The sequence below is a fragment of the Methanoculleus sp. UBA413 genome (genome assembly GCF_002502935.1).
GTDB classification, from domain to species: Archaea; Halobacteriota; Methanomicrobia; order Methanomicrobiales; family Methanoculleaceae; genus Methanoculleus; species Methanoculleus bourgensis.
This window is the reverse complement of the sequence record NZ_DAQR01000061.1, coordinates 1-11952: the sequence shown is the minus strand read 5'-3', so window position 1 is coordinate 11952 and position 11952 is coordinate 1. Positions and strand designations below refer to the sequence as shown.

Sequence of the window (11952 nt, the reverse complement as noted above, 5' to 3'; positions counted from 1 at the left end):
CGGTGCTCCGGGCATACCCGAAGAGACCGATATGCAGTTTCCGCTTCCGCCGCTCAGGAACGTAGCGGGCAACCCGGTTGATCAGGGGGGCAAGCGGCCCGAGCCGTCGCTCGTATGCCCGTGTATACCTCTCAATCAGGTCGAGCGCCGCCGCCTCGTCGACGGGTCGGGGTCGACCGGGCCTCCGCTCCTCCAGTCTCCGGACCGCGTTCTGGACCTCTTCGAGCGGGTGGTCATACTTAAACGCCGACTGGACAGTGAACGTGTGGACGCTCGGGTACTCGGCGGTGACCTGGTCGACGGTCTGGGGTGAGAGGCCGCCCCGAAACGGCGCCGAACCCACGCCGATGATTGGGTATATCCCCGTCCCCGTCTCCTCCGAGACCTCCTGGAGGTGCTGGAGCGCGATCTTATTCAGGAGAACCGCGCTGACGATCCCGTAGTTCATCGCCGGGTCCGACCGGGCGAGAAAGACGCGCTGGTGGGTGATATCCTTCCCTTCGAGGTAGCGCCTGACCGCGTTGTGCGCATCCAGCATATGGTCCATCTCTTCAAAGAGTGGGATGACGTTGATCCGGTCCGGCCGGAACCTCCCGATCCAGTCTGCGATGGTCATGCCGCCTTCACCGAGACTTCTCTCCTGCTTCCCGACGACGATATCGGTATAATAGCGGTAGATGTTATCAATGGCAGTGTGGGATGCCGTCATCGGGAGGATGACCTCGAATATCGGGGGACACTCGTCCCCGTAGAAGAGGCACGCCGTGTCGAACGACCGCGGGATGCTCTCAAGCGTCTCGAGGAGTATCTTTGCCTCGGCCGTCTCAACCTCGGGGTTTGGGACCCGGAGCGTCAGGAAGACGTCCCGGCCGAGTCTCTTCTCCCGGAAGAACGTATCGTACCGGGAGAGGAGTTTCCTGACCACAAAGTTGTCGACCTCTTTTCCCTCACAGTCCCACATCTGTTCGGTGCACCCCAGGTGGGAATAGGCGTAGTACGCCTCCTGGACCTCGTCTTCACCGCCGAGTTCCGGGCTCTCGGCAAAGAACGGCAGGTTGACGTTGTCAGGGTGCTGGGTGCTCATACACTGCGGTATCCGTAGCATGGACTTCTGTACTCCATCATGTGGGGGCTATCCCCTCTTGTAAACCCAATATTTTTTTACGGTTGACAGGAAAAGCCCTCCGGTCCGGTCACCACCCCTCATCGAACCGTCTCCGGACCTCTGTTCATGACCAGGGCCCCCCGTGCGCCGCGTAGATGCGTTCCGGCCCGAAGGTGAGGAGTGTACCAAGACTCCTCCGCGCCGTCGCGGGGTCTTCAGCCCGGAAGGACATTCGCGGCCTCCCACCCCGGAGCAGGGCAACGAGAAGGTCGCCGACGATGGCGGTGCCGCCGGCGACAAGGATCGAGACCGAGCCGGGGGTATGCCCCGGCGTGGGGATAACGGACCCCCTGATCCCGAAGGCCGCAAGGTCGGCGGTGCCCTCGATGATGATATCGGGCTCAACGCCGCCCGAATCGAGGACGGTCATCCTGCCTGTTGCAAACCCGATCAGGCGCGGGATGATGCCGGTGGGAAAGGGAAGCCCGTCAAACCCCAGGCGCATGGTTCCGGCGTCGGCCGAATGAATAGCGACCGGTGCGCCGGTCAGGTCCCGGAGCGCGTCGGCGCTCCCGTAGTGGTCGGGATGGGCGTGCGTGATGAGGATCAGGGTGACGTCGTCAGGCCCGATACCCTCCCGCCTCATCGCGGTCAGGATGGCTGCCCCATCCCCGGGGTTGCCGGTGTCGACCAGGAGCACGCCCCGGTCCCTGACGATGAATGCGGTGGTCAGGGTGAGCGGCACAGGGATGACCGCCGGCAGGTAGCGGGCGGCAGCGCTTTCCAGTTTTTGTGCCGGGGCCCGGACCGCCTGCCCGTTCCCGGCGAGACCCTGCATACCCTGGTTGAAGGTCGTCATACCATCCCGACCGTGAGATGCCCCCGCGCCACATCAATGATTCGGTCTGGATGGGAATTTGTGCGGTGAGCGCTTCCGGCGGCGTTTCAATACGCATATATGTCGTGGAAAACAAGGGTGAAACTATGATGTATGAGAGAACGATACCGCGGTATCTCCTCATTTGCCTGACGGTCCTCATCCTGGCGCTCATTGCCCCGGTATCCGCGGAAGGAGCGGGTCCGCGGGTGGTACAGCCCGGCGAGACGATCGAGGTGGGGAGTGAACTGCTTGTCCTTGACCTCGTCAATCTCCGCAACCCCGATACGTTCAATCCGGTCACTGAACTCAGGCGCTACAAGGACGACAACCGTGCAAAAAAGATAGAACGAGTCATCGGTGTGCCAAACGACGGCTACTTCAAGATCAGTGACCAGGCCCTCGGCGGTAAATACGGCCGTTATTTCGCGTACAGCGAGAAAGACGGTCTCCTGGAGCACAGCATCATATTCTCTCCCGCTCCGGCAGCTACGCCAACGCCGATCGAGACCGTCACAGCCACAGAGACCCCCACTGAGACCGGGACACCGGGTGTCACGACAGAGGCAACCCCGACGCAGACACGGGCACCGCTCCCCGGGCTGATCGCGGTCGCGGCGATCGGTCTCTGCGGGCTTTTCCTGGCAGCGGGAAGACGGTAACGCACCAAGTTACTTTAGTTTACGGGTGAGGGGGATCGTCAATACCCACGGACTTCGCAAAGCCACGCATGGAAAACACCTTTCCCCGGTCTCGCGCCCCGGGGAACTATCCGAGTCCGCCACCCACCTCATCGTGGGCGGCGACGAACACCAGAACCGGCACCGGGCTTCAAGAGAGCTTGAAGTTTATGCTATATTTTTTTGAATCACGCGTTATTCTCTTGACCCCTCATACCTGAAGTTGGCGCTTTATAGGGGCCCGCCCCCTCCCCGCAAAAGGAAACTGTTTCCCGAACGCGATGGAACAGCGGATTTTTCCCGGCAAACCCACATGAGGCTAGGCCTCGTGCTGCACGAATGAAAAACCACCTGCCGGGATACTCCCCGTTCCCGGGAAAAAGAAAAATTGAGGGTATTCGATTTGGGGTTACGATAGGTAATCTTCCGGCCGCGGGAGCTGTTCCTTCAAGCCCTTGCGCCGGCGGATACTCCTGACCACATCATCCACGATGCCGGAGGGAACCAGTTCGAACCCGGCGAACTCGGTGCTCCACATCGCGCGGCCCTCGGTGGCGGACCGGACATCTCCGGCAAACCCGAAGAGTTCGGCGACCGGTGCCCTGCCGACGATCGTCATCGTGTCGCCTTCGCTCAGCATATCGAAGACCTGACCGCGCCGGCCCTGGATCTGTGAGGTCGCCGCGCCCATCTGCTCGCTCGGGACCGTGATCTGGATCTTCTGGATAGGCTCAAGGAGCGAGTCCCCGGCCATCAGAATACCGGCCTTGACGGCGCTCCTGACCGCCGGGATGACCTGGGCAGGACCGCGGTGGATAGCGTCCTCGTGGAGTTTCACATCCACAAGCCGCACCTTGAGGTTCTGGACCAGTTCGTCGGCGAGCGGACCGCCGCGCAGCGCTTCGCGCCAGCCGTCGAGGACCAGTTCCATCGTCTCGTTGAGGTACTGGATACCCTTCGTCATGTCGAGGAACATATTGGTGCCCTCGATCGCCCTGACGTTCTTGGCCTCGTCCTTATCCATACCGGCTTCGATGAGGATATCACGCCGTTCCACTGCCTGCTGGGTCATCGAGACCTCGCCTTCCTGGATCAGCTTTACGACCGCCGGGTCCATCGGCTCAAGTTCGATGTAGAACCGGTTGTGGCGGTTCGGGGACTTCCCTTCGACCGGGCCAGCCCCGCCCGTGACCGTCTCACGGTAGACGACGATCGGTGGGGAGGTGATGATCTCGACACCCTTGTCGCGCTTAATACGACCGGTGATGATCTCGAGGTGAAGCTCGCCCATACCGCTGATCAGGTGCTCGCCGGTCTCCTCGTTGATCGAGACCTGGACCGTCGGGTCTTCTTTTGCTACCTGGCGGAGAACCTCGACGAGTTTCGGGAGGTCCTTCATGCTCTTCGCCTCGACGGCGACGGTCATGACCGGCTCGGAGTAGTGCTTCAGCGACTCGAAGGGCGTCATGTCCTGGAGCGTCGAGACGGTCGAACCGACGATAGCGTCCTTTAAGCCCGTAACGGCAGCGATGTTGCCGGCGGCCAGTTCGTCCACCTCAATCCGCTCGGCACCCATGAAGATTCCGACCTGTGCAAGACGGTTCGAGCGCTTGGCGGCGCCCATGATGTAGCACTCGGTGCCCCGGCGGAGTGTTCCTGAGAAGACTCGTCCGGTGGCGACCTCGCCTGCGTGCGGGTCAAACGATATGTCGGTGACCATCATGCAGATAGGCCCGTTCGGGTCGCAGGCGAGCATGGCCTTGCCCTCGGGGGCATCGTTATCACCGTGCCAGATGATCCCGACACGCCGCTTCTGGGCATCGAGAGGGTCAGGCAGGTGCTTGACCACCATGTCGAGGAGCACGGCATGCAGGGGGCTGTTCTTCGCGAGCCACTTCATGTCGCCGGCGTTGCACTTGTCAAAGACATCCTTGAACGAGACCCCGCTCTTCTTCATATAGGGGACAGAGACGGCCCAGTTGTAGAGCGCGGAACCGAAGGACACCGTGCCCTTCGCGGCATCCAGTTTCCAGCCCGCGTTGTACATCTTCTCGTTCATGCCCTTGATCAACTTGTTGACCTTATCGATCACTCTTGCGAGGCGGATCTGCATCTCCTGCTCGTCCACCTTCAGCTCGTTGATCAGCCGGTCAACCTTGTTGATGAAGAGAACCGGGCGGACGCCCTCCTTGAGCGCCTGGCGAAGCACCGTCTCCGTCTGGGGCATGGTGCCTTCGACCGCGTCCACCACAACGACAGCGCCGTCCACCGCACGCATGGCACGGGTCACGTCACCGCCAAAGTCCACGTGGCCGGGGGTATCGATCATGTTGATCAGGTACTCCTCGCCACCGTACTCGTGGACCATAGAGACGTTGCTTGCATCGATGGTGATGCCGCGCGCCTGTTCTTCCTCATCCGAGTCCATGAAGAGCTGCCTGCCGGCGAGCTCCTCGCTGATCATGCCTGCCCCTGCGAGCAGGTTGTCTGAAAGGGTTGTCTTTCCGTGATCAATGTGGGCGACGATACCGATGTTCCGGATATGGTCCGGCTTGTCCATCAGGTCCGTCACCCGCTCTACCATCTTCTTTCGTCTGGTCATAGAACACCAAAAAAATAAGGGAGTATTAACGGGCAGCCTTTGCGATACGTTCTCTCTCTTCTTTCTTCGAGACGGCGTAGGAGCGGGTATCTCCGTTGGCGGCTGCGATCAGCTCTTCGGCGAGTGCCTCGCTCACGCTCTTCTTCTTCTTGTGGCTCGCCTGTAAAACACCGTCGGTGATGAACCGCAGGGCGATGTCGACACGACGCTGGGGCGCGGTATCGACCGACTTCGGGACGTTGATACCACCATACTTCAGCCGGACGGTCTCCTCGCGGGGGCCGGTGTTCTCAACAGCGTCCACCAGCACCTGGATCGGGTTCTTCCCGGTCTTTTTGTTGATGATCTCAAACGCGTCCTTGACGATGCGGATGGCGAGTTCCTTCTTGCCGGTATTCCTCTCGGTCTGCATCAGTTTGTTGATCAGGCGTTCGACGATCAGCATGTTGCTCTTATTGAACTGCTGGCCGGCGAGCTTGCCGCAGGAGTGCGGCACGATCATCGCGTGCAGGTTCACATACCGGACAAGGCTTGGGTCCCGGATCTCCACCTCGCTCATGTCCCAGCGGTTGAAGAGGAGTTTCTGGTTCCCGGTTTCTGCCTCTACTGCTTCTGCTTCTGTCATTCTCCTCACCTCCGCGGCTTCTCCTTCCGCCCGATGACCATCTCGTTGAGACTGACGTTGTTTACCTTGGTTACGACAAACCGGACGCCGGGGATATCACCCATCGACCGGCCCAGTCTGCCGCCGATTCCCTCAATCTCGACCTCGTCGTGCTCATCGATGAAGTTGATGGCACCGTCGCCCACGGCGAACGCGGTCACCTGACGGCCGTTCTTGATCAGCTGAACCCGGACACACTTACGGATCGCAGAGTTCGGCTGCTTTGCTTCAACACCCACCTTCTCAAGAACAATCCCGCGTGCCTGCGGTGCTCCCTCAAGGGGGTCGGATTTTACATCAAGCCCGAGCTGGCGCCTGGCGTAAACTGGGTCACGCCACCTGCGTGCCTTAGCGTCGCGCTTCTGTTTTCTGGCTGCAAATTTACCATTTCCCATCGAATACCCTCGTATCAATTGAATTTGTGGATAGGAGCAACTCCTGGTGTGCTATAAAACAACGCGCGTTACAGATTTATATATTGTGGAACCCGCTTGCGCGCCGATCTTTCGCTCTAGGTATTTGATCGGGAGATGATATAATATTATATCCAGACGGGCAACCTTCATGGATGATAACCCGGATATACAAGGAGGTTTTTTTCGAGGCGACCCATCGCCTGATCCACTATCGGGGGAAGTGTTTCCGGCTGCACGGCCACCAGTGGCGGGTGGAGGTCTGGATCGAGGGGACGGCTGACGAGCGTACCGGGATCGTTCTCGACTACAACTGTATAAAGGAGGTCGTCGGTCGGTTCGACCACCAGGTGATCCTCAACGCTGACGACCCCATGGCGGCGAGCATCGAGGCATTCCACCCGGTCGTCACCACACCCGGCGACCCGACAAGCGAACTCATCGCCGCGCAGATTGCCGATATGATCAATGCCGAAGCGGCGCGGCAGGGGCTCGATGCCCGCGTGGCAAAGATCCGGGTCTGGGAGTCGACGTCCTGTTACGCAGAGCGCACATATGATCGTCAGTGAGATATTTCGGAGTCTCCAGGGCGAGGGGAAGAACCAGGGCCGGCCCTGCACCTTCATCAGGCTTGCAGGCTGCAACCTCAGGTGCGCCTGGTGCGATACCCCCTACGCCCGGGAAGGCGGGGAGGAGATGAGTGTTGCGCAGATCCTCGACCTGATCTGGCTGCAGAACGGGAAACATATCTGCATCACCGGCGGGGAGCCGCTCCTCTGGGCGGAGGAGGTCCTCGAACTCCTCAGGAAGTTTGATATTCACGGCTACAACGTCGAGATAGAGACGAATGGCACCCTGGATTTCCGGGAGATGCAGGCCTACGCCTCCATCTGCATGGACGTCAAGTGTCCCTCGTCGGGGGAGAAGAGCAATCTGGCACTCCTTCGTCACATCACACCCCGCGACTCGGTCAAGTTCGTGGTTGCGGACGAAAACGACCTCCTCTACGCCCGGGCGGTGATGTCCCACTATGAGATCCGGGGCGAGGCCTTCATATCGCCGGTTGAGGGGGCCGACTACCGCGCCATCGCGGAGTATATCGTCAAGGAAGACCTCCCGGTAAGGTTCCAGGTACAACTCCACAAAATCCTGGGGGTGAAATGACTGAAAGCGGTCTGTCTCCTCTCGGGCGGCATGGATTCCTCCACGCTCGCCTATGTCGCAAAGGATATGGGCTACGATATCATCGCGCTCCACTTCACCTACGGCCAGCGGACTGAGGTGAAGGAGCGGGCGTGCGCCCAAACCATCGCCCGGATGCTTGATGCCGTGGATTTCGTCGAGATCAGCCTAGAGCACTTCAAGAAGATCGGGGCATCGAGCCTGACTGATACCGCGATCCCGATCGAGGAGTATACCGGCAAGCAGGAAGCAGTACCGAGCACCTACGTCCCGTTCCGGAACGCCAACCTGCTTGCCATCGCGACCAGCCTTGCGGAAGCCCGCCGGGCGGAGGCGGTCTTCATTGGTGTCCAGACCGGGGACTACCCGGGATATCCCGACTGCCGGCCTGAGTTCATCGAAGCCTTCCAGCGGGTGGTCGATCTCGGCACGGCGGCAGACCCCCGGATCACCCTCATGACACCCTTTGTCAGGATGACAAAGGCTGAGATCCTCAAGGTAGGGCTTGCGCTCGGTGTCCCCTACGAACATACCTGGTCATGTTACCAGAACAACGACCGGGCGTGCGGGGTCTGCTCCTCCTGCCACTACCGCCGGGAGGCGTTCCGCGCGGCGGGGGTGCCCGACCCGATCGAGTACGAGGAATGATCATGAAGATCTGCAGCGCCGGAAGACTTACCGTCGAGAAGACAGAGGTTACCCTCCCTGACGGGAAGAAGAAGGAGCGGGTGGTCGTCCACCCCGGCGGGGCGGTCGCCATCCTCCCGGTCGAGGGGGATGACTGCTACCTCATCAGGCAGTACCGGTTCGCCATCGACGACTACATCCTCGAAGCACCGGCGGGAACCATCGACGAGGGCGAGGAGCCGCACGAGACCGCCTACCGGGAGCTGATCGAGGAGACCGGGATGAAGGCGGAGACCTTCGTCCCGAAGGGCTGGATATACTCATCCCCCGGCTACACCGACGAGCGGATCTGGCTCTATCTCGCCCGGGGGCTCTCGCCATGCTCCGACTACTGCATGGACGACGACGAGGTTATTGAGGTCGTCCGCGTCCCGGTTGCGGACCTTGCAGCGATGATCGCTGACGAAAGGATCGTTGATGCAAAGACGATCTGCCTCATCTGCCGCTGCCTGCAGTGAGGGGGGCGCGGGGCGCCCGGCCCGGAGCGGGGGTTAAAGGGATCGGCGAATGTGCGCAGATTTATGCCCTCTCCGGAGAAACACATAGTAGCTCCGATACATGAATATCATTCAGCTGGCTTGGTGAACGTTCAAATGGAAGAGACGCAAGAGATGGATACCGCGCGAAAGCGCTACGAATTTAAAAAGATGCTTGAGAGGCTTGCGGAGAAGGAAGGGAGCGGTACCGAGCTGATCACACTCTATATACCCCCTGATAAGCAGATATACGACGTTACCGCCCAGCTCCGTGACGAGTTCGGGCAGTGTGCCAATATCAAGAGCAAACAGACCCGGACAAACGTCCAGAGTGCCATATCCTCAATCCTCGCCCGCCTCAAATACTATAAGCGCCCGCCGGAGAACGGCATGGCGGTCTTCTGCGGCACGATCAACGCCGGCGGCGACCGCACCAGTCTCGAGTGCGAGATCATCGAGCCCCCCGAGCCGCTCAACACCTATATCTACCGGTGCAGCTCGACCTTCGAGCTTGAGCCCCTGCAGGAGATGCTCGGTGAGAAGGAGGTCTACGGGCTGATCGTCATCGATCGAAGGGAGGCCTACATCGGTTTCCTGCGCGGCAACCGGATCGAACCTATCAGCGGCGTCACCTCGATGGTCCCCGGCAAGCAGCGAAAAGGTGGTCAGTCAAGCGTCCGTTTCCAGCGACTGCGGTTGATTGCCATCAACGAATTCTACAAGAAGGTCGGCGACCGGGCGAGCGACATCTTCCTTGCAGAGAAGGACTTCTTCGAACGGTTCAAGGGCGTGCTGATCGGCGGCCCGACCCCGACCAAGGAGGAGTTCGAGGCAGGCGCCTACCTCCACCACGAACTCCAGAAGCGGATCATCGGGCTCTTCGACGTCGCCTATACGAACGAGACCGGGCTTGCCGAGCTCGTCGAAAATGCGGCGGATGCCCTCAAAGACCTTGATATCATCAAGGAGAAGAACGTGATGAACCGGTTCCTCCAGGAACTGGTCAAGGATGACGGTGCGGCCTCCTATGGTGAGGAGAGCGTCCGGAAGAACCTGGAGATCGGCGCCGTCGATACCCTCATCCTCTCTGAGAAACTCCGGAGGGCCCGGCTGAGACTCGCCTGCCCGAACAATGACTACACCGAGGAGAGGACGATCATCATCGAGCCGGGCAAGCACATCAGGGACCTCGACTTCGGCACCTGTCCAAACGACGGGGCGTCGCTCTATGTGGTCGAAGAGACCGATATCATCGACGAACTGACCGCGCTTGCGGACCAGAGCAGCACAACGGTCAAGATCATCTCAGACGACTTCGAGGAAGGATCGATGCTCTACAACGCGTTCGGCGGGATAGCAGCAATCCTTCGTTACAGGACCGGATACTGATGTTTCAGGAGAAATACCACCAGATTGAGCGCATGCTCCGGGCATGCACCGGTGAAGAGGATGTCCTCCTCACGACGGGTGGGGATCACGCAGATCTCGCCTCGACGGTAGCGTTTAAACTTGCAAAGAAGCAGAAGAGGGCTCCGGCAAAGATCGCCGGCGATATCGCGGAGAGACTTGCGGCCGACCCTGACCTCGGCGATATCCAGGTCGAGGCGGCAGGCCCCTACGTCAACTTCAGGTTCGGTCCCTCGCTCCTCGCTGAGGCGGTCAGGGAAGCCCTCGAGCCCGGCTACGGGAAACTCCCCGGCCGTTCAGAGCGGGTGGTGCTCGAGCACACCAGCGCGAACCCGAACGGCCCCCTCCACGTCGGCCACATCCGAAACACCGTCATCGGCGACTCCCTTTCCCGGGCGTTCCGGAAGGCCGGGTGTCCGCTTGAGGTGCAGTATTACCTAAACGATATGGGCCGCCAGGTTGCCATCGTCGCCTGGGGACTCGATCACCTCGGCATCGCCCGTGAGGAGGGCGAGAAGGAAGATCACTACGTCGCGCGGGTCTATGTCGCGGCGAACCGGGAGATCCGGGAGAACCCGGATATCACCGAGGAGATCGATCTTCTCATGCAGGAGGTGGAGCGCGGCGACCCCGAGACCGCCGGCAAGTTCCGGGCGGCCGTCTCCCTCTGTGTGGAGGGGATCAAGGCGACTCTCGCAGCCTTAAACGCCCACCATGACCGGTTCGTCTGGGAGAGCGATTTTGTCAGGATCGGGGACGTGGACCGGGTCATTGAACAGGTCAGGCGACTGCCGCAGGCCCACGAGGACGAGACCCTCTGGGTCGACCTCTCGGAGCAGGGTTTTGAGAAGAAGTACATCCTCCGGCGGAGCGACGGCACATCGGTCTACAGCACCCGGGATCTCGCCTACCATACCTGGAAGGGGCGCAATGCCGACCGGATGATCGACGTGCTCGGGGCTGACCACAAACTGATCGGCGCCCAGCTTCAGGCCACTCTCGAACTCCTCGGTGAGCAGCCGCCAGAGATCGTCTACTTTGAGTTTGTCTCCCTCCCCGAGGGTTCCATGAGCACCCGGGCGGGCAAGTTCGTCTCCGCCGACGACCTGGTCGAGGAGGTGACCGCAAAGGCGTTTGAGGAGGTGACCGTCCGGCGCCCCGAGCTCCCGGAGGAGGAGCGGCGCGCCATTGCAGAGTCGGTCGCCATCGCTGCCATCCGCTACGACATCGTGAGGGTCTCCCCCGAGAAGAGCACGGTCTTTGACTGGAAGGAGGCGCTGAACTTCGAGCGGCAGAGCGGCCCCTACATCCAGTATGCCCACGCCCGCGCCTGCAGCATCCTTGAGAAGGCCGGGGAGTTCGAGCGGGCATATCACTACGAGACCGAACACGAGGTCGCGCTCGTCCGGCACCTCGCGAAGTTCCCCGTCGTCATCGAGCAGACCGTGGCGGAACTCCGCCCGCACCACCTCGCCGCTTTCGCCCGCGAGCTCGCCGACCTCTTCAACGCCTTCTACCACTACGACCCGGTGCTGAAGAGTGAGGGCGAGACCAGGAACAGCCGCCTCGCGCTCGTGGATGCGGTCAGGAACACCTTACAGGAGTCTCTGGAGACGCTCGGAATCGATGCACTCAGAAGCATGTAAGGCCCTCCGGAGGCAGGGCTACCAGTTCGTTAGCCCCTCCTCGTCGGCGGCCGTCAAACCCTGCATGTGGAACAAGCGGGCGCTCAAGGGCGGGGAGATGTGCTACAAGGCGCAGTTCTACGGGATCGAGAGTCACCGCTGCGTCCAGATGACCCCGACCCTCCGGTGCAACCAGCAGTGCCTCTTCTGCTGGCGGTCGTTCGAGCACGAGGT

General features: G+C 60.8%; 12 protein-coding genes and 1 pseudogene. 8 read left to right on the top strand and 5 right to left on the bottom strand.

Annotation, left to right across the window (positions count from 1 at the left end; all coding sequences use genetic code 11):
- Window positions 1–1084: phosphoenolpyruvate carboxylase (ppcA, locus tag BP858_RS04600; RefSeq protein WP_286878963.1), on the bottom strand; the 1084-nt coding region annotated here is incomplete at its 3' end.
- A gap of 145 nt (window positions 1085–1229) precedes the next feature.
- Window positions 1230–1964 (bottom strand): MBL fold metallo-hydrolase, encoded by a 735-nt coding sequence (locus tag BP858_RS04595; protein WP_286878962.1) that lies wholly within the window; start codon window positions 1962–1964, stop codon window positions 1230–1232.
- Window positions 1965–2089: 125 nt separating this feature from the next.
- On the opposite strand from BP858_RS04595, the gene BP858_RS04590 reads away from it, so the two are divergent.
- On the top strand, window positions 2090–2644 hold the full coding sequence (locus BP858_RS04590; RefSeq protein WP_157203672.1) for a hypothetical protein: 555 nt from the start codon (window positions 2090–2092) through the stop codon (window positions 2642–2644).
- Window positions 2645–3071: 427 nt separating this feature from the next.
- On the opposite strand, the gene BP858_RS04585 is transcribed toward BP858_RS04590, so the two are convergent.
- Genes BP858_RS04585 through BP858_RS04575 form a run of 3 tightly spaced genes read right to left on the bottom strand, consistent with a single transcriptional unit; the run spans window position 3072 to window position 6323 of the window.
- Window positions 3072–5264, bottom strand: coding sequence for an elongation factor EF-2 (locus BP858_RS04585; RefSeq protein WP_062263802.1), 2193 nt, complete (start codon window positions 5262–5264; stop codon window positions 3072–3074).
- Window positions 5265–5289: 25 nt separating this feature from the next.
- Entirely contained in the window at window positions 5290–5889 is a 600-nt protein-coding gene (locus tag BP858_RS04580; RefSeq protein ID WP_062263799.1) for a 30S ribosomal protein S7, read from the bottom strand.
- Between the two features lie 5 nt (window positions 5890–5894).
- Window positions 5895–6323 carry a 30S ribosomal protein S12 gene (locus tag BP858_RS04575; RefSeq protein ID WP_062263796.1) on the bottom strand — a complete coding sequence of 143 codons (429 nt, stop codon included), beginning with the start codon at window positions 6321–6323 and terminating at the stop codon, window positions 5895–5897.
- A gap of 173 nt (window positions 6324–6496) precedes the next feature.
- Between BP858_RS04575 and BP858_RS04570 the strand changes: the two genes are divergently transcribed.
- The 7 genes and pseudogenes from BP858_RS04570 to BP858_RS04540 form a co-directional block, all read left to right on the top strand.
- Window positions 6497–6910: a 6-carboxytetrahydropterin synthase gene (locus BP858_RS04570; RefSeq protein WP_062263791.1), complete on the top strand. Its 414-nt coding sequence runs from the start codon at window positions 6497–6499 to the stop codon at window positions 6908–6910.
- Window positions 6897–7505, top strand: a complete 609-nt coding sequence (locus BP858_RS04565; RefSeq protein ID WP_286878960.1) for a 7-carboxy-7-deazaguanine synthase QueE — start codon at window positions 6897–6899, stop codon at window positions 7503–7505. The genes BP858_RS04570 and BP858_RS04565 overlap by 14 nt, the downstream gene beginning before the upstream one ends.
- The gene (gene queC, locus BP858_RS04560; RefSeq protein WP_074174830.1) at window positions 7506–8171 is read left to right on the top strand and encodes a 7-cyano-7-deazaguanine synthase QueC; all 666 of its coding nucleotides are present in this window, start codon (window positions 7506–7508) and stop codon (window positions 8169–8171) included.
- A gap of 2 nt (window positions 8172–8173) precedes the next feature.
- Window positions 8174–8668: an NUDIX hydrolase gene (locus tag BP858_RS04555; protein ID WP_062263781.1), complete on the top strand. Its 495-nt coding sequence runs from the start codon at window positions 8174–8176 to the stop codon at window positions 8666–8668.
- Between the two features lie 135 nt (window positions 8669–8803).
- Window positions 8804–10075, top strand: coding sequence for a peptide chain release factor aRF-1 (gene prf1 / locus BP858_RS04550; protein WP_281768645.1), 1272 nt, complete (start codon window positions 8804–8806; stop codon window positions 10073–10075).
- Window positions 10075–11739: an arginine--tRNA ligase gene (gene argS / locus BP858_RS04545; protein WP_286878959.1), complete on the top strand. Its 1665-nt coding sequence runs from the start codon at window positions 10075–10077 to the stop codon at window positions 11737–11739. Before prf1 ends, argS begins: the two co-directional genes overlap by 1 nt.
- Window positions 11720–11952 (top strand): annotated as a pseudogene (locus BP858_RS04540) (4-demethylwyosine synthase TYW1); the annotation flags it as partial. The gene argS and the pseudogene BP858_RS04540, both read left to right, overlap by 20 nt.

Coding starts and splice junctions, on each gene's coding strand:
- argS (WP_286878959.1), top strand. CDS start 10,075: ATGTTTCAGGAGAAATACCACCAGATTGAGCGCATGCTCCGGGCATGC.
- BP858_RS04565 (WP_286878960.1), top strand. CDS start 6,897: ATGATCGTCAGTGAGATATTTCGGAGTCTCCAGGGCGAGGGGAAGAAC.
- BP858_RS04590 (WP_157203672.1), top strand. CDS start 2,090: ATGATGTATGAGAGAACGATACCGCGGTATCTCCTCATTTGCCTGACG.
- BP858_RS04555 (WP_062263781.1), top strand. CDS start 8,174: ATGAAGATCTGCAGCGCCGGAAGACTTACCGTCGAGAAGACAGAGGTT.
- BP858_RS04585 (WP_062263802.1), bottom strand. CDS start 5,264: ATGACCAGACGAAAGAAGATGGTAGAGCGGGTGACGGACCTGATGGAC.
- prf1 (WP_281768645.1), top strand. CDS start 8,804: ATGGAAGAGACGCAAGAGATGGATACCGCGCGAAAGCGCTACGAATTT.
- BP858_RS04570 (WP_062263791.1), top strand. CDS start 6,497: ATGATAACCCGGATATACAAGGAGGTTTTTTTCGAGGCGACCCATCGC.
- BP858_RS04580 (WP_062263799.1), bottom strand. CDS start 5,889: ATGACAGAAGCAGAAGCAGTAGAGGCAGAAACCGGGAACCAGAAACTC.
- BP858_RS04595 (WP_286878962.1), bottom strand. CDS start 1,964: ATGACGACCTTCAACCAGGGTATGCAGGGTCTCGCCGGGAACGGGCAG.
- BP858_RS04575 (WP_062263796.1), bottom strand. CDS start 6,323: ATGGGAAATGGTAAATTTGCAGCCAGAAAACAGAAGCGCGACGCTAAG.